Origin of the sequence: Citrobacter sp. BIDMC107, assembly GCF_001037575.1 — a bacterium.
GTDB classification, from domain to species: domain Bacteria; phylum Pseudomonadota; class Gammaproteobacteria; order Enterobacterales; family Enterobacteriaceae; genus Citrobacter; species Citrobacter freundii.
Window position 1 is genome coordinate 1,823,433 of the sequence record NZ_KQ089848.1, and the last position, 17,262, is coordinate 1,840,694.

Annotated in this window: 13 protein-coding genes and 1 pseudogene; 9 read left to right on the forward strand and 5 right to left on the reverse strand. The window is 46.8% G+C overall.

Going from position 1 to position 17,262, the window contains the following annotated elements; all coding sequences use genetic code 11:
* Positions 1–87: 87 nt before the first annotated feature.
* Entirely contained in the window at positions 88–2,700 is a 2,613-nt protein-coding gene (locus SK39_RS08465) for an AAA family ATPase (protein WP_231593814.1), read from the reverse strand.
* A gap of 259 nt (positions 2,701–2,959) precedes the next feature.
* Here SK39_RS08465 and SK39_RS08470 point away from each other — a divergent pair, with 259 nt between their 5' ends.
* Positions 2,960–3,538, forward strand: a complete 579-nt coding sequence (locus SK39_RS08470) for a hypothetical protein (protein ID WP_048216887.1) — start codon at positions 2,960–2,962, stop codon at positions 3,536–3,538.
* A 404-nt stretch (positions 3,539–3,942) separates the two neighbouring features.
* Here the strand turns inward: SK39_RS08470 and SK39_RS08475 are convergent, their stop codons facing one another.
* The 3 genes from SK39_RS08475 to SK39_RS08485 are packed head-to-tail and all read right to left on the reverse strand — an operon-like array spanning position 3,943 to position 9,767.
* Positions 3,943–6,141: a DEAD/DEAH box helicase gene (locus tag SK39_RS08475; RefSeq protein WP_048216888.1), complete on the reverse strand. Its 2,199-nt coding sequence runs from the start codon at positions 6,139–6,141 to the stop codon at positions 3,943–3,945.
* Positions 6,138–7,454, reverse strand: coding sequence for an ATP-binding protein (locus SK39_RS08480; RefSeq protein ID WP_000117524.1), 1,317 nt, complete (start codon positions 7,452–7,454; stop codon positions 6,138–6,140). The genes SK39_RS08475 and SK39_RS08480 overlap by 4 nt, the downstream gene beginning before the upstream one ends.
* Positions 7,455–7,457: 3 nt before the next feature.
* On the reverse strand, positions 7,458–9,767 hold the full coding sequence (locus SK39_RS08485; protein WP_048216889.1) for a tellurite resistance TerB family protein: 2,310 nt from the start codon (positions 9,765–9,767) through the stop codon (positions 7,458–7,460).
* A 468-nt stretch (positions 9,768–10,235) separates the two neighbouring features.
* Here SK39_RS08485 and SK39_RS08490 point away from each other — a divergent pair, with 468 nt between their 5' ends.
* Both SK39_RS08490 and SK39_RS08495 read left to right on the forward strand, forming a co-directional pair.
* A complete protein-coding gene (locus SK39_RS08490; RefSeq protein ID WP_048216890.1) occupies positions 10,236–11,144 on the forward strand; it encodes a hypothetical protein in 909 nt (302 codons plus the stop codon).
* Position 11,145: 1 nt separating this feature from the next.
* Positions 11,146–11,952 (forward strand): GIY-YIG nuclease family protein, encoded by an 807-nt coding sequence (locus SK39_RS08495; RefSeq protein WP_048216891.1) that lies wholly within the window; start codon positions 11,146–11,148, stop codon positions 11,950–11,952.
* Between the two features lie 454 nt (positions 11,953–12,406).
* On the opposite strand, the gene SK39_RS08500 is transcribed toward SK39_RS08495, so the two are convergent.
* Complete coding sequence (locus SK39_RS08500) at positions 12,407–13,204, reverse strand: hypothetical protein (RefSeq protein ID WP_048216892.1); 798 nt, start codon at positions 13,202–13,204, stop codon at positions 12,407–12,409.
* A 378-nt stretch (positions 13,205–13,582) separates the two neighbouring features.
* Between SK39_RS08500 and SK39_RS08505 the strand changes: the two genes are divergently transcribed.
* The 6 genes and pseudogenes from SK39_RS08505 (at position 13,583) to SK39_RS27545 (ending at position 17,172) form a co-directional block, all read left to right on the forward strand.
* The gene (locus SK39_RS08505) at positions 13,583–14,164 is read left to right on the forward strand and encodes a YagK/YfjJ domain-containing protein (protein WP_048216893.1); all 582 of its coding nucleotides are present in this window, start codon (positions 13,583–13,585) and stop codon (positions 14,162–14,164) included.
* Between the two features lie 103 nt (positions 14,165–14,267).
* Positions 14,268–14,468, forward strand: a pseudogene (locus SK39_RS08510) (helix-turn-helix transcriptional regulator); the annotation flags it as partial.
* Positions 14,469–14,530: 62 nt separating this feature from the next.
* Positions 14,531–15,103: a hypothetical protein gene (locus SK39_RS08515; RefSeq protein WP_048216895.1), complete on the forward strand. Its 573-nt coding sequence runs from the start codon at positions 14,531–14,533 to the stop codon at positions 15,101–15,103.
* A gap of 122 nt (positions 15,104–15,225) precedes the next feature.
* A complete protein-coding gene (locus tag SK39_RS08520; protein WP_048216896.1) occupies positions 15,226–15,759 on the forward strand; it encodes a hypothetical protein in 534 nt (177 codons plus the stop codon).
* A 406-nt stretch (positions 15,760–16,165) separates the two neighbouring features.
* Positions 16,166–16,570 (forward strand): putative zinc ribbon protein, encoded by a 405-nt coding sequence (locus SK39_RS08525; protein WP_075261953.1) that lies wholly within the window; start codon positions 16,166–16,168, stop codon positions 16,568–16,570.
* Positions 16,571–16,638: 68 nt separating this feature from the next.
* Positions 16,639–17,172, forward strand: a complete 534-nt coding sequence (locus tag SK39_RS27545) for a hypothetical protein (protein WP_231593815.1) — start codon at positions 16,639–16,641, stop codon at positions 17,170–17,172.
* Positions 17,173–17,262: the final 90 nt, after the last annotated feature.

Below are 17,262 nucleotides of genomic sequence, written 5' to 3' on the forward strand. Positions count from 1 at the left end.
TTTAAAAGCCTCCTTCATGAAGTGGCCAACGTTTATCGACCACTTCATCTTTGTAGAACTAAATCACACGGGGATTTAGTTCTAATCTTATCCCACGGCCTGATCGAGCGCCTCGATTGCACCTATCATGGCTTCTACAGTTGCCCTGTCAAATTCTGCCCTGTCGTTTTCATCATGCGTACCTTTATTGAGGTATCGCCATTCACGTGATTCTCCGCTAAAGCCGGTCAAAACCTCGATGGGAGAAAACACGGCATTTTTATTTGGGTCATTAAAATCGGCACGACCAATTTGTTTTTTCAATTGATCTGAGAGATTACGCAGCTCAATAGGTGCAGTTGCTGACCTCAGTTTAAGACTGAGGTTACCGTCACCGTGTTTGTTTACATAACGCCAGACTTTCCCCTTCATCAGCGATTCAAGTGACTGCCTGCATTTAGTCAGCGCCTCCCTGATCTCATTACGTCCATAATGACTTCTCGCTGAAAGAATATAGTTCCTAGGGGCACAGTTAAAATCCACGCGGATATGCAATTCGTCAAGACGTGGTAAAAAACTGAAAGTTCTGGATTGGGCAGCCACTGGAGCTGGCAATAAATTCTGTATGTCTTTAAAGAACTCTTCTCCGTGGCAGGCTAGGATGATTTGCTTATCTGCAAAGAAGGCGTCTTCAAACAGTGTTCTTCGAATAGATTCTCTGTGATCGTCATCGATAGCATTGACCGGATCATCAAATATCAAAAGTGGGCATTGCTCACTGATGTTTTTTGCCAACAAAATAGCCAACCCTATGCAGCGAACATGCCCCTCACTGAGCACATGTAAAGCATCAAAATATTGCGCTGGATTGTTCTGAAATGCCACCTCCAACCGCTGATTCTGCATCAGGGGGAGTTTGATAACAGCAAGCTTTTCTCCTGGAGGGTCATTACGGTTGAATGCATTGTACAAAATAACAATGCTGTCTCCGAGATTCGCAACCAACTGCTGAGGCAAACCATCTTTATAGGCGCTCAACTGCAATACGAACCGGGCATAGGCTCCTGAGATTTCTCTATTTTTTCTTACAACGGATTCCTCAAGTACAACCTCTTCAATAAGTTGCCTGTTTTCCGTATCAAAGTTACCAATCAACAACTGAGCCGCTGCGATGGCCCTTTCTGTCGTACTTCTTCTTGTTTGTAATATTGTTATCTGGCGTTCTGACTCACGCAGCCCCACAAGATCACGCTGCCGGGATTCCCGCAATTTAGCAGCTGCTTCTGTTTTTTTATCTTCTTCTTCCAACTGAAACACCTGTTTCTCCAGAAGAGACCAGGGAGTGACACCATCGCCTGCTGGTTGATGCAGATCACGCCACAAAGCGATGCCATTCTCTTCTCGGAATCTTTCGAGAACATTTTCATGAGGAAGAAACTGGCAACAGGTGCCGACAACTTGTGAGACGCGGTACATCTGCTGGCTGAATGATTGTTCCAACTGAGCTATTTCACCCTGCAACGTTGACAAAAACTCAAGCTTCAGCAATTCTGCACTGGCATGACTGTAGGGGTTTTTCGTAGCTTGCAGGAGTGGGGTATGGCATGCAGGGCACTGTTCTGGGCTGGAGCTCTGTAACTGGACGACTGCTTCGAATAAACTTTTAAACGAAACCTGCAGGCTCGCCTCTGCCAGTTGTTTCTGTTTGCCATACAGATCCGCCAATACAGTTTCAACAGAGCCATTTAAGTCCTTCAACATCGCACAGGTCAGGTGACTCTTGTTCGGAAGAGGTTTCTGTAACTCTGCCTCAAGCTGCCGGATGGTCCCGATATTTTGCTCATCCCCTTTTAATTCAATCATCATCTGCTGAAAAGAAAGGCCCTCGCGGTACCCAGAAGCCAGCGTATGTTCCTCAGAAACTAGTCCTTCAAGCTCCGTCTTACCCGCTTCCAGTTGTTGGATGGCTCCCTCGAGTGTGCGGCGTTTTTCTGCAAGTTGAGCGGCTTTTACGCCTATCAGATCGATGTATCTGCCATCAATCTCCGCAGTGAAATTTCGGACAAAATCATTGAATACATCCAGCCCGAATAACGTTGAAATTAGTTCGGTCTGCCTTGCCGGGGCCAGTGCCGCAATTCTTGAAAAGTTGTCGATGCGGTTTTTTTCAACAAAGCAAAAGCGGTGCAGTGCTTCGTTATTCTCAATTTCCACATCATGCCCTTGAGATCCAACACCAGTAATCACAGGCGCAGAAAACTGATTGACGTATGCATTTCTAAAATAGTCGGTTTGATTACGAAAGCGTTTACTTTCAGCCTCAGCAACGCTACCCAATAATGTATATTCAAGTGCTTCGCAGAAACTGGACTTCCCGGTACCATTAGGCCCATAAATCAGCACCAGACGCGAATCCAGATCAAATTCCTCCTGTCTGGCAAATCCTCTGAACGGTCCAACGGACAGCCTTTTTAGCCGACTGAACGTGGGGACACGTTCGGAGTTCTGCTCAGGCAGTGGCAGGACTTCCGGACTGAGGGTATCCCATGAAGACTGCGCCAGATCGACGATGCGACGAATCCGCTGGCCCTGCGCGGTACCTAACGGGATAATACTATCCATATTATCCCACACTAAGTTCGCAATTTTTCTAACATCGCCAGGTACATCTGCTGTGTCTAAAGTTTGGAAAAAGCGCAAAAACTCGTTGCTGAGCATCATGAATCCTTTTTGACTTGTCGTTTTCTCTCGTTGTAAGGCAATGATAGAAGATACACTTTCAACTTATGTATTCACGTGATCTACAAATCAAATATCCGCAGTTCCGCTCCCATGTTGAACTAACCCGGATCAAGATAGTGTGAATCACCACGATTTTGATAGCCATGCTAATTTGTTAAACAAAATTACTGGTTAAACTCTCAGGTGTATGGTATGAGTAAAATCTCGGTGGATGGGGCGTTAGAGTGCAAGGAAATGTATGGCCACTAGTTACATTAGTGAACACAGTGCTGAATACTATTTAGTACCAGCGCTCAAAAACATTTTACAGGAACAATATAGCCATATCGCCCCAGTGTTTCCGTGGATATCCCGAGAGTTTAGCAATATCTCAAAATATCTTCATAAAGAGGACCGGTTTCATGTGCTGGTAATGTTTCCGCGCAGACCAAAAATAAATGCCCCTGATGATTGTGAAGTATATATCACCATTAATGAAGAATTGGATGCTTTTAATAAAATAGGGAAAGAAAAAGGGGTTCCAGTGATAGCTGGTTGCCCCAGGGCTGTAAATATCTGGGGCTTATCAAATTGTAATAATTACGCATGGATAAATCTTAGTCAATTTAATTATCATGAGTATTTAAACCCAGTAAGTAATTTGAAAAAAAATGGATGTTTGCTAGAGAAAGATGACATTCTATCTCTTGTGAGAAATAGTGCCATTTTTAATTTAGAGTCTTTTGAAGTTTTTTTCCGATATGCAAAAGAGACTCAACCTCACAGGATGTATGGAAGTCAATATAAGCCTGTATACTTTCTGATTAAGACACACTAACACAAAAACGTTACCATTTTCAGCCGTCCATTAACTCAGCGTTAATGTCCACTCCTCGCCCATAGCAGACTTCCAAGTTAACTAGTCTACTTAATGCTAAAAACAGACATTGCTCACAATATCGAGTTAATAATTCGGCCGTTGATCACTCCCATTGAAAAATTTCTCAGTATCCAATATACCAATGTTGAGGACTTCCCTCTTACATCTCTAAAGGATAACTACCATGGGTCTTAAACCTGGTCCAAAGCCAATTGCTAAATCGACAGGAAAACCGGATCAACGCCGACGAGATAATAAAGATACTCCTGGCAACACTCCGGGACTAAAGCCAAGTAAGTCCACCGGGAAGTAAAAAAATCAGGGTATAAATGACTTATTTATACCCTGACTACATATCCAGTCTACTGAAGGTATTTCTGCAGCCAGATGCACGTTCCTTCCATATCATACGCCTTTGCCCCATATCCTTTCGCAAGCAAAGACTCTGGTAAATACTCGTCATATTTATCCAGATACTTGTCAGGAACAACTGCAGCAAGCTCAAACTCTGAAGGTAACCCCGACAATAACATTTTCTTAAGTGCACGCTGGACAGAGGCAACGTTTGAATCCTCTACCTCAATCACACCTGCAAATGAACTGGCTTTAAAGCCGCAACGTATAAGCAGGGACGTAATTGTATTGACAATTTTATCCCCCATCCACGGGATCACATAGCAGTTCTGACCGGTGGCAATAAAACAGTCATTTTGTAGATTGTAGCGTTGGAAGTTATTACTGGCTTCCGCAAAGAGGCTTCTGGCAGCAGCATCAGCATAATCGACTCTCTTGCTGCCTACCACGATACGGTAATCATTTTCCCTATAGATAGCGAGCATCTCCTGGCGAACAACATCATGAACAGACATCCCGCTACCACTGAATTGTGGCGGCTGCCCGCCTTTAGTCGCCTCAACATAGATAACCTTTTTTTCGACCTCGATCTCTGTCACTTTCCAGCGCCGTCCGCCGAAGATGATGTGCTGCTCAGGCAAAAGTGGGGAGTCTACAGGCACTGTGCCAAGAGTTCGGTTTCCCGTAACAATCCGAAACTCCTCAGGTGTATTGAATACGGCATAAAACGTATAGTGATTAGTCAACTTCTCCCCCGCAGCCCCGACAACTATTTCACCGCTGGCAAGTTGAGTGAGCAGGCCACATATCCCCATATGTGTAAGCAGACTTTTGAAGTCATTTATATCGACATTCCGGAACGGACCTGTCTGGCAAAGTTGTGACCAGAGCTGATCGGCACGAACTCCGCCCCATTGCGCAGTAATAGCAAGGATCTGGTGTAGCAGCGTTGAGTAATGTTTCTGCCGGACATCTGCAGGCTCGAACCAGCGTTTAGAGATCATCAACCTGATCATTGCCATCGCCTGGACCAACTGCAGACGTAAATGATCCACAATGCTGCTGGTTGCGGTAAGTTCAGATTCAGTAATTAACATTCTCAGCACCGATGGGGAACCGCGCCGCCCTGAACGTCCCATACGCTGACGCAGACTGGAAACAGAATGCGGAGGTGTAACTTGTATGACCGACTGCACCTTACCAATATCAATACCCAGCTCTAGCGTCATTGTACAAACAGCGGTTGTGGGCAAATTCCCTTTCTGCAGTCGGGCTTCAAGCGTCTCACGTAACTCCCTGGCCAGGGAACCATGATGAGGAAAGAATTCGTTAGGAACGACATTTGCCTCACACATGTCGCTCAGTGTTGCCGCTATGCTTTCAGTACGCTTTCGACTGTTAGCAAAGACCAAGTGGGAATTGCCACGGCAGAGCCTGAAAATATCCGCGCAGACGAGCTGTTCGGCAGAGCTCTGGAGCTCTTCTCCTTTTTCGGGCACCCGCTCAAGATAACCTTTAACCTGAACCTGCAGTGTGGCTGTGCTATTACTGTCTGTTACCGTTTCACAAGGTAATCTCCTATCCGGGCGCAATAGTTCTGGCACTTTTTCCAGCTCTCCCAGCGTGGCACTCAACGCGATACGGGGAACTGGATTTAACTGGCGTCCTAGCACATGGTCAATTCTATTAAGCAGAGAAAGCAGCTGTATACCACGCTCTGAGCCAATAAAAGCGTGGAATTCATCAATAACAATGTATGCCACTGAAGAAAACGCCTGTTTGAGCCAACCCAATGAGTTTATGAGCAAAGACTCAAGTGATTCAGGTGTGATAAGTAAGATGCCAGACGGGTTTGTCCGTGCTTTCTTCTTTTTGCTTTGTGGTACATCCCCGTGCCAGGGCGTCACTTGCATTTCCAGGGCTTCACCAAGACTCTCAAGACGACGGTGCTGATCGTTAATTAATGCCTTCAACGGGCTGATATAGATAATGCCAAATCCACCGGTGAGATCTGCAACCGCCGAACAGGCAGGCAGAAAGAAAGCCTCTGTTTTACCCGCTGCTGTACCTGCACTAATTAGTACATCACGATCACGGGCTAAAATTGCTGGAATAGAACTCTCCTGCAAGGGCCTTAATGATGACCAGCCCTGCTTATAAACCCACCTACGGACACGGGGATCGAGACTATTGTAGGCACTGCTCATAGTCTGAAATTCGCCAGACCATCATCGTGATCGCTTTCCTCCACAATGGCGTCATCCATATCGCTGGGCTTGTCTTCTTCAATCGCCACCCCCTCGATGAGCGCTTGCCAGTTCATCGTTCTGTTTTGTTCCAGCACAGCCAGCATATCCAGAAAACCTTTTATGGTATTGCGGGGAGTTCGAAAGTAAGCATCTCCGATGGTTTTGCTGCAGTGATGTAGAAACCCGGTCAGAGCATCATCTGGTACCAGATAATTCGCGGGATCTCCACCAGCATAAACATGACGAAGATTTTTCAGTAAAATATACAGTTCCTCAGGAGTGAGGCTGGCAAGATGCAGCGTGGGAGACGAGTAGTCAATCACTTCTGCTTTCTGTGCGAATCGGTTTTCTGCCAGACGCGACTGGAGCGCTTCATAGCTGTAGAGCCCCTTACGTGGATCGAAAAGAAACTCTGGCGTCCCCCCGAGGATAAAACCAATATTTTCGGCGGAGCCTTGCAGGCAGTCATTCAGGATCCGCAAGATCTGTTCGTAGTTGGCTGTTCTCGCTTGCGTATTATTCAACTTAAAGAGGTTCACCATCTCGTCGAGGCTAACTAAAAGTCCGGCATAGCCTGCCTGACGGACAAAAAGGCTCATCAATTTCAAAGAATCATAGAATGAGGCGTCTGAGATAATGGTTCTAACGTCGAGATCATTACGGGCATCAGTTTTGGTAGTGTACTCGCCTCGCAACCAGCGAATGGCATTGGATTTTAAGGTTTCGTTATCCTGCTCGTGCCCGCGCCAGAATGCGTCAATGACCTTCGCAAAGTCATATCCGCCCACCATATCTGACAAAGCGGCAAGGCGTTTATGAATTACTAATGATACCTGGGAGCCGTTCGCATCAGCCTCCTTCCTTGCCTCAGTAACAAACCTTTCCACAACGCTAATTAACGCATTGCCATCTGGTTTGTTTCTGGTGGACATATTTTTCATAAGCTCGGAGTAGAGATTACGAGCCTGACCTCCCGATGAGTGAATACGTCTGTCGGGAGAAAGGTCTGCACTGACCGTGACCAGCTTCTTCTCTAACGCAATAGACCGCACAACACTTAAAAAGAACGTTTTACCAGAACCGTACTCACCGATGATAAGTCTGAAGCTCGCCCCACCATCAGCTATCCGTTCAATATCCTGATGGAGGGCAGTTATCTCATTCACGCGACCAACCTGGATATGCTGAATACCTATCCTTGGCGTTACTCCTGATTTAAGTGACTGAATAATAGCGTCGCGTTCTTTCACTCTTATACGTGTTACAGACATTCACTAACCCTCTAATTCTTTGGCTATTTCCAGGTCAACCCAAATATGATCATCAGTATCTTCCAGCACTGGTGCATCAACCACCGCATAGGACCAATCATTGATCACCTCAAGCGCACCGCCGAGCATTAGGTTCCAGTTACTGCACAACTCTGTCGCCTCTTTTCTGGACCATTGTTCTTTATCCAGCAACCTGCGATAAAGTTGGCTATGAGCGGGGTCAAGGCCCTCTTCCCCGGTTAATGAGGCTGGAGCGCTTTCTGGTTGTTCTGGTTCTTCTTCAGTGAAAATCGAGTTCAGTAATTTACGAACATCATCAGTGGCAGATTCGTGGCGGGCAAGTACATTGGCATCCAATGTAAACCCTGCCGTCGACTGATTAGCTGGTACAGATGAAACGAGAGCAGTTTCAGTTGCGGAATGCTGATGGATATTGCTTGATACGGATGAAGGATCCAGCCCCAGGCTTGTATAAATCTTCTCAAGCTGTTTGACTTCGGCAGGCGTAATTCTGCCATCAGAGCAAGCAACACTAACGATAATCTTACCCACAGCTGATTTTTCCGCAGCACCAAGTAATTCAATCCGGCTTTTCATTCCCGTCATATTAGCCGGGGTATGAAGCTGCCACGTTAAATATGCGTGTAGAGAGCGCTTTTCATCATCGCTGAAGCCGGCATTGTTGTTTATGGCATTCTCGAGCACTTTCTGTTCGGCTTGATCGAGAGAATTGTCAATCAAGGCGACTACCGCTCCTAATCGGAGCGTCAATACAGCTGTGATAAATTCAGGAGAAGGAGAGAAGCGTCCACCTTCACCAGCAGGGAATAAAACAAGAACACCATCGACATCTGCTTTTACGTGGTGGTAATAGGGGTCAGGAGCCAGACAGTACCCCATTTTCTGAGCAAAGGCCTGCATCAAGTCGGCCTCTTTTTTATTGATCTTCGCCGGACAGGTAGCATTCATATGTGACCAGTAGTCAGCAACTGAAACTACCCCAGCCTTACTAAGGATCGCGTCATCAGCCCACCGTTTGAATGCACTTAATATTTTTTCTGCGCTTTCGTTAACGATTTCTGAAGGCAGCAACAAAATTGCAGCGGTATCATTTGCTGACGTGCCTTTTCTACCAAGGTAACGACTGTAAGCATCCAGTTCATTTGTGCATATATCGGCAAGGGTCATAAGCTTCTGAACAGGGCCTTTCAATGCACTTGGATCAGGCAAGTCGGGAACAGGAAGCCGAATACCTCGCAAACTAGGACTTGCAGGTGTGTAATCTAAACGCAGACGCGCTTTATTCGGCTTCACGACTATCCCTTCATCGTATTTAAAGGTGTAACGCCGTTTAAAAAGTGCAGCAAATTCTTTCGCGCAGCGGCGGGCGGGGGTTCGCAATGAGTATTCAGTATGGTTTGTCACCCACGTCAGAGCCAGATCAGCTGGCACCGGGGCTCCTGCCTCAACTGTCTTTGCAAGGATTAGCCTGAACTGCATGCCATTGCTGAACTCCGAATCATTGCCGAGAGCTGCTGCAAGATTTTCGTTCGGGCGAAGAATGGACATCGCTTCAAGTAACTGGGACGAGTAGTTCCGGAAAGATCGGTTTTCATTGAAAACCGATCTGAGACGGCAGATCTCTTTGAAAAGAGAATAGAACTCATCGTCAGATATACTGTTGTTCCTGCTGTCAACAAGTGCCCGTCTTTCCAGACCATACAGATAAATAAAAACGTAACCAATTGGGCAAGAAGTGTCACATCTATCGCTTGCAAGCCAACTCAGGTACGCGCCACGAGCTTCAGGTGAAAGTGAGGAAAAACTGGGCCAGTACCCTAATGAACTATCTTCATAAATGTAAGGTGTGGGGTATATCTTAAGCGTGTCGTCAATTAGCGATGCCTCGCTACTATCATCATAATAACCACCTGAGTTATGCCCGGCAGGTTTCATTCGCTGTCCAAGATAGAAGTGGCCACCGGTAACCTCTACCCCACCGACTGTGATCACCTCTCCCGGTAAAATCCAGCGAGCCAAAGCACCGGTAGTTTTTGAGAGATTCTGGCGTTGAGTGGCAGTTATGCTGTATTCGACATTCCGTCCGCCACTTAGTGTAAACGTAGCCAGATTGTCATCTTCGCTGTCATCGTTGTGCATTACCGCCTGATTTTTTTTGTTGTTAGCAAGCCATTCTTTAGGTGGTGCTTTCACAGGAGCGGAAGTATAAGAGCCTGAGGACTTAGCTTTCTTATTTTTGAAAAAAATAATATAAATCAAATAAATAGCAATTATAAATATCCAGAACTCCATGAGGCAGTAACCTTAAAAATAGCTTTTCACCAACAGCGAAAAGATGACGATTGGAAGTGGATTAATCTCAAAATAATACTTCTAAACTACAAAGGTTAAAAGCAAATCACAACCTTCCCGAACCTCCGATTTTCGCTTGCTACGGCCCCTGCAGAGCATGAATTTCGTCTATGTCCAGAAGCGGACATTGATAATTCAGAAACAATGGCTGGAGTGTGGTATCAGACCCTCACCTGATGCCTGCCAGCATCGCACCTCGCTTCATGTCTAACCTCTCTATTAGCCCGGCATGGTCAGTGGCTCTGTTGACAATGGTGCCACTTTCCAATACGTTAAGCACAAGGTTAGCGCGACCCGGCAGCTCACGGCCAAAGCGGAATGCAGCGCAGACTTATCAAATCTTTTTTGGTTAAGTGTCTTTGATTCTTATGGTTCGTGAGCACATAAGACAGACTAGAGACTTAAACCATGAAACAACTCCCTACATGCGCTGAAGCAAAAGCCCACGCTAAATACATTTCACGGTCGCTCAATATTAATCTAAGCTACGCCCGGGATGCAGTGGCATTACGCTATAACTGCCATAACTGGTCGGAACTCAGCACAGTATTTGGTCAGCTTAGCGATAAGTACATGTCGTTCTATGGCCTTGCCAGCCATGAAGAAAAGCGTGTTTTTAGCCAGCTTCTGGCACCGTATATCGCAGAATTGCAAAATGCCATTCATCCTGACCGCCATGTGCCGGAAAGCTTGATACGTAAGATCGCTGAAGGCCATATTTCCCGGGTATCCGGTAAAGTCATGTCGGCTGTAATACGTGAATGCGAGGATTTTCCTCCCACGACAGTTAAAGACATCATTGAACTGCTTGAATTTTATGATGAAACGGTCAGCCGGGTATTAGCAGGACATCACAAACAGATCCCGACCAATAATCCCTGGCTGGAACCTTGGGTATTTGGTGTGCGCTTTTATGCCTATTACCACTTTAATGGCAAGCAGGTCACCATCTTAAGCCGGGAGTGGGATTTAGATATTCATGATGCCTACCTGCCACATGCCTGTGACAGAGTATTTTCACGCCCATGGTTTCAGGACTATATGATCGGCTATCTGGCCTACCTCGTGAAGCAATTTATCGGATTGGGTTACGACGGTACCGTTAAGATTTGTTGCATTAATAATTATAGCGCGCTGGATTACCATCAGAAAAAAGCAGCCCCCAACGGTCGTGTGGGGCTCAATCACTTATACAGAGAGTTACTTAATCGCGGGGGAGAAGAAAAGTGGTCGTTTAGTCAAAATGGTCATAAACATGATTTTGGTATCGAGCTCGCGTTTGCCGCATTGACCTCATTGAAGAAAGGAAGAAAATGAGATGAACAAAGCCGGGAAAATAGCGTATTCATGGCTAAAGGCACAGAGCGATAGCGAAAAAATTCGATTTATTGCACAAGCGCTGGGGAGTGTCGAATATCAGGCGTTTATAAAAAAACATCAGCCTGAAAAGCAGCATGCCCACAATCTACCTTTAAGTTTTTTGAAATGGTATTTGCCTCAGAAACTAGTGGCCTCCTATCAGGGCAAGGAGATCGGCCTGAGAAGTGTACCGGAGACGGTTGGCGATAAGCTGGAAATTCGGCATACCTGGATGCCAACAGGACAGTTTGCTCCTTCGCGTCATGGATCTTACATACCACTGGGAACCCACGTTGCTTGTACTGCTCTGATGCAACCCTTTTTGCAAAAACAGCAGGAAAAATGTCTGGAGCAGGCCTGGCAGGCAGCACTTCCCCTGCTTCTGTCACCTGACATCAGTAATAACAATGAATTCACCGCTCCATGGCTTGATTACGAGCCCTATCTCAATGGTGAAACGGATGTGTACTTTTTACTGGATGAACCTCAGGAAAGGGTCAAGATTGGAATATCAGGTAATCTCAGGCAACGCGTGGATACCTTGAAGCAACAACATAATACCAGCCTGAGTCTTATCTCCATAATACCCGCAGGGGGTATTGAGACAGAATCCGCATTACATCTTTTCTTTAAAAAATACAGGTTGGATCAGAAGGGACTTGGTCGAGAGTGGTTTTCTTACACGGATGAATTATGCGAATTTATCAATACCCTGAACACCTATGCAATCAGGAGCCACTGTCTAAGAGCTTACGGCATTATCTGACATAAGATCGTATCCTTATGGCCCGTGGCGCTACGCACCTACAGGTGTGAAAAATCGATTATTTAACCCCTGTGCCGTATGTAACCATTAAGCCAGTACAGGTCTGGCAGAACCAGTCAACAACATGCCAGAATGAACGCTACAAGCCATCAGTCTTAGCAAGAGAAATTATATCTTCTTCGGAAGCGGTCACGATGATGAGTACAGCAAAAACCTTTCTTATTACGCTACATCCAGATCACACCAACTGCCTTTACGCGCTGGTGCGTATCAGATATCAAGACTTATGCCCTAGAACTCCGGTTCATGTCAGACAGAGAGTCTACAGTAGAGCGCAATATATTCTTTATCATATTGCTGACTTTCACCGGCACAAGGTAATTCAACCTAGATGAGTCTAAGGTTGCCACGGGATAGATGAAAACGCATGGCATGGCAGGAACAAGAATCAACGTTACTTTTTGCCCTGGTAGACCACTGTTATGTTGTCTGGTTTTCTTAACGTCGGGGCCGTAGCAGGGTCAATCAGGTACACAGGTACTATCACAGCATTTTTCCCACTAAACAGGATTGGCACCCAGCAGTGAACTCGTGGGTCTCCTGTCGTCTCCGGGATACCACTTGTACCGTATGACATAAGATCAACCACATTGATAAAAAGCGCCTTACCTATATCAAAAAAAAACTCGTTAAAAACCACATCTTTTGCCAGCAAAATCACAGCGTCACCTGCCGCAAACTTGACTGGCGATGAGGAGAGTTCTGAGGTCTCGGCATCAGCAAATATAATCCTTTCGGTATAGATAAAACAGGCGTAACGGGCATCCTGTTCTGACCTATCCAGGATAAACTGACAGAGCTCTTTGATATGTCGATTTTCGACCCTGCCAACTGCATTATCCCGACGGTAGTGTCGTTTATGTTCGCGAACATGCACCTTGCCATTGACGCTGTCAAAGTCATACCCTTTTCCAACCTGGAGCTTACTTTCCCAGATTTCCATGCAGTACTTTTCAGCAGTCACAACATTTCTTCGGCGAGGCAAATCCTGCTGGTAGACACCAGACAGTAGCCGGGCCTTAAGTTCGTCCGCAAGCTGATAATAACGATTAATATCTTTCAGTACCGGAGCGGTAGCATCCAGCAATGTGGAAATAACCTGCGACCGTGAGATCTTCTGTTTTTTGCTGTATTCATCAACAACACGCAGAGTCTCAGAATTAGTTACATTGAAAGTTATTCGTTCTGACATGCCAATCGCCTATTAAGCATTTTTGGGAAAGTGCATAACAATTAACCTTAAACACCTTCATTATCAACAAGTTTATTTTTTTGATCTTTCTCTTTCGTTATCAATTCATAGTAATATGCTCTCACGTAAAAATACTGAATATGATGCTGTCAGGACAGCCTGGATACCAGGAACGAACATTTGGGTTTTTAGTATAATTAAGGTCTTCATGTTTTAAGAACTTCCTCTTCATATCCCCTCCCGCTTTGATCCGCTTAACCCGTCTGTATATCTCCTGTCCCCACAGTACTGCTCAGTAAACAGAAATACTGTGACTTTCCTGCATAAAAATTACGTATCACCACCTTCCTTTGTACACACACTACAGAGGATTAAATCATGGACTTTCCCTGGCCCTGGAACCGCAAATACACAATGAACTGGTTCCTGCTGTCGTTACTGAACCACCATCTTGATCAGCTACTGGAACGTTACTCCCGCCTTCAGCCCCTCAGACTCGATGTGTTCTATCAGAATGACACATGGCGTTATAACCATCACGGATGGTACGAGACAGAAAGGGAGGTACGCCAGTTAACAGAACATCTGATGTTAGAGAGCAACATCGTGGGTCACTTCTGGGTGCTGGAGTGTACTTCCCGACACAAATGCCATGCCCATATTGTGATGTATCTTGATGGTCACCATAACCAGGCCACCTTTCCGGTGGCTGAACAGGCAGGGGCTGTCTGGCAGAAGATTACACAGGGTGAGGGGTACCACAATCGCTGTGATCGTAAGAAATGCTACGAAGCCGATATCACCCGCCCCGTCAATTACGATGATGCTACAGCCATCGACAACCTGCGCTACATCATCAGCTATCTCGCCAAGGAGAAATCAAAACACGGGCAGACTTACTACGGGGCCAGCGAGGTACCACCCGCAAGTGGACTGGGCAGACCGCGAGGGCTTCGATAAAACGACGCACTTTTTTACGTCAGTTCCGGTTGTTATGCCGGAGAAAGCTACAGTGATTCATCACACGACTCCGGTACTTACTTAGCTACCGGAGAATCTCATCATGACAATTAAACCTTCCCTGCTTGAAGACCAGTTTGTCGATATGGCTTTTATCACCCGGCTCACAGGGTTAACAGATAAATGGTTCTACAAGCTCATCAAAGACGGTGAGTTTCCGGCACCCATCAAGTTTGGTCGCAGTTCCCGCTGGCGACAGAGTGAAGTCGAAGCCTGGCTGCAGGCCCGTATTGATGCATCCCGTGGGGAGAATTCCGCCCTGGCAATGACCCACAAACTTACTGTAACTCCCGTAGAGGCGTTGTCATGAAAACGCCGTATTCCCGTCATGACTTCCTATTGCAGCATTACCAGCGCTGGCTGGACGATTTCACCCGTCTGGCTGTACGACATGGGTTGTGTCAACCGAACATCCAGGCCAGTCATCAGCTCACCATAGGTTCGCTCCGCTTCACGGGTACGGGGCAGGTCACTACCGTGGTACCTCATGCTCTGTACCGGTTGTTCTGCGGTAATCAACCCCCGGTCATCACGGTGACAGAGGACATGTCCACCCGGCTGGATTCAGACACCACGCTGCTGCTTCACCATCCCATGCTGGAAGGCATATTGCTGAGTGAATGCGCCCGACTGAAGCAGTTCCCGGTACAACGGGCACTGCTGGTGATGCTACAGCGACTGACCAGTCAGGAAATCCGATACAAAATAGTCTGGCTGTGCTGGCGCGATTTGATGTGCGGGGATGACCCTTGCGACTGGCTGGAGCGTCTGGTCGGACAGCCAGACGACGCGCTTTATCTCTGGCTGGGTGACCGCCAGGATAGTGATCCCGTTTTAACCTTGATGATGGATGAATATCTGCTGTTTACCGGCAACTGATGCCAGAGACGAAAGCACATCTTCCCCCCCAATCCCGCATTACTTTCCACAGATGCCGTTTCCCGCACCGCTTCACACTGGCGGAACGGCGCTGTCTGCGATTCAACGATAAGGATTTACAGATGAACTCAACCATTTTTACCGCGCACTGTCAGGCCTGGCTTGATGACCTCACCCGGCTGCAGGTCACTCAGGGGCTCTGCCAGCCTGAAATTAAAAAGTGGCACAGGCTGACCGTGACGTCCTGCTCGTTACCGAACGAGCTTACCGGACTGCTCATTATTCCGCAGTTTTTGCTGACGGTAACACAGGCTGCTTGTGTGGAAGAAGAATCAGTAGCGGGACGAATCATTAAACGTGCTGAAGGGCCATCGCTGGCGGGGATATTGCGCAGTGAATGTTACCGGCTGGGACTCAGTGCCCTTGCAGAGCAGTTATCGCTGCTATTCCGCCAGTATCCACAGCCCGGTATACGTGAATCACTGATGCTGCTGTGCTGGTGTGAGCTGGTGAAAGGGATTGAGCCGGAAGCATGGTACGTACTGCATCTGCTGCTTCCGACCACACTGAAGAAGTGGATCAATACACGACAAAAAGAGTTCAATGGTTTATCGGCACTGACTGAGGATTACATTCGTGCCACCCGGCCACTGTGAAGATCGGATACCTGTCCGTAACAGCGATCCGGTACCGAGCGGCATGCGCAATGTACCGGAGCATACGACCTGAATTGAGCATAAAAATACGCGCTTACTGTATGGCTGTAACGGAGTAGCTGGTCATCGGTTCACCGTGCGCCGACGAAGTTTCGATTTCTGAGTCTGACAGTTTTTTACGTCAGCATTCCATTATGTGACAGCCATACCGATCCCCCCTTTTAATCCCTTTAATCCATCTAATCGCAAGGCGCAGACTTCCCTTTTCGGAACGACTTGCGCCAGCCCTCAGGAGTCTGAAGATGTTTGCCAAATTCTTCCTCGCACACAACGGTAGACGGTGCAGTCTGGCCTACCAGACCGATAGATACATTACAGAACATAACATCCTGGTCGAGGTACTGGCATGCGCATGCTGAAATGCTACCTTGCTAAGAATCGTGACGGGCATATTGTGACTGCTAAAGACGCGATGCAGTCACCAGGCAGGGTATGGACCTGCTCTTCCTGTGGCTGTCAGTTGATACTTCATGCGGGTTCATCTGGTGAGGCCCCCTGGTTTGAACATGACCAGCGAACAGTGACGACGAACGTTCTGATGCAATGTACTCATCTCGATCCTGAAGTGAAAGCCGAAGCCCGATGCCAAAAACTACGCAGAATCATCGGCAATCTGGATGCACCTGTAATGGTGCTGTTCTGGCATTGCGTGTGGTGTGGAAATCATTACAGTGGGAAAAAGCATTGCACTTCATGCGGAACAGGCATCTACAGTATCGAAGAAACTGACAAGCAATCAGATGCGAACTGATTGGGCATGGGTTATTTCCTTAATATGATGAAGATCGCTTTAACACTCATGTTATTTCAGGAAATCTTATGGAGTATTTAAACGATGAGCTGGCAGAAATGCAGCAAGTAAAGCGGGTAGTTCAGCAGGCCATCGACCAGTACCCACGTCTGGCTGTATTTCGGTTGACGCTGGACTGCCCTGGCCCTGAGACAATCGGATGTTTTCAGGATACCGTCTACCGACAAGTAAGTGAACTGGCAGCAACCCGACAATTGAGGGGCAGGCCATCACCACCAACAATTCTCAGATGGATTGGAAGCAATATTTCTCCCCACTCATATCAGACACTACTGATGCTCAACCAGGACACTTTTTACCTTTCCCGATACGACTCACTTCCGGAGAAGTGTTTCCATACAATGAAAACTCTGCTCCGTCAGGCATACAATACAACCCGAATAACGAATGATCTGTATCAGAGTAATGAAACAAAAATAACCGTCTTCAGAGTGGACAGAACCCAGGCGGGCCTCTCTGACGCTGAGCATAAATTATTACAGGAAAATGCCCTGTCGTTCCGATCTGCAGCGATTACACAGAGCCCCAGTATCTTTCCCTGACTGAGTGACGAAACTAAAGACGCCCCCCAGCTATACGTTGCGTATGTTCAAATATCAGATCTAAATCACAGTATTGTTAAACATACCTAC

Bases quoted from the DNA above. Each gene is read 5' to 3' on its own strand.
- SK39_RS08465 (WP_231593814.1), bottom strand. From the start codon at position 2,700: ATGATGCTCAGCAACGAGTTTTTGCGCTTTTTCCAAACTTTAGACACA.
- SK39_RS08470 (WP_048216887.1), top strand. From the start codon at position 2,960: ATGGCCACTAGTTACATTAGTGAACACAGTGCTGAATACTATTTAGTA.
- SK39_RS08475 (WP_048216888.1), bottom strand. From the start codon at position 6,141: ATGAGCAGTGCCTACAATAGTCTCGATCCCCGTGTCCGTAGGTGGGTT.
- SK39_RS08480 (WP_000117524.1), bottom strand. From the start codon at position 7,454: ATGTCTGTAACACGTATAAGAGTGAAAGAACGCGACGCTATTATTCAG.
- SK39_RS08485 (WP_048216889.1), bottom strand. From the start codon at position 9,767: ATGGAGTTCTGGATATTTATAATTGCTATTTATTTGATTTATATTATT.
- SK39_RS08490 (WP_048216890.1), top strand. From the start codon at position 10,236: ATGAAACAACTCCCTACATGCGCTGAAGCAAAAGCCCACGCTAAATAC.
- SK39_RS08495 (WP_048216891.1), top strand. From the start codon at position 11,146: ATGAACAAAGCCGGGAAAATAGCGTATTCATGGCTAAAGGCACAGAGC.
- SK39_RS08500 (WP_048216892.1), bottom strand. From the start codon at position 13,204: ATGTCAGAACGAATAACTTTCAATGTAACTAATTCTGAGACTCTGCGT.
- SK39_RS08505 (WP_048216893.1), top strand. From the start codon at position 13,583: ATGGACTTTCCCTGGCCCTGGAACCGCAAATACACAATGAACTGGTTC.
- SK39_RS08515 (WP_048216895.1), top strand. From the start codon at position 14,531: ATGAAAACGCCGTATTCCCGTCATGACTTCCTATTGCAGCATTACCAG.
- SK39_RS08520 (WP_048216896.1), top strand. From the start codon at position 15,226: ATGAACTCAACCATTTTTACCGCGCACTGTCAGGCCTGGCTTGATGAC.
- SK39_RS08525 (WP_075261953.1), top strand. From the start codon at position 16,166: ATGCGCATGCTGAAATGCTACCTTGCTAAGAATCGTGACGGGCATATT.
- SK39_RS27545 (WP_231593815.1), top strand. From the start codon at position 16,639: ATGGAGTATTTAAACGATGAGCTGGCAGAAATGCAGCAAGTAAAGCGG.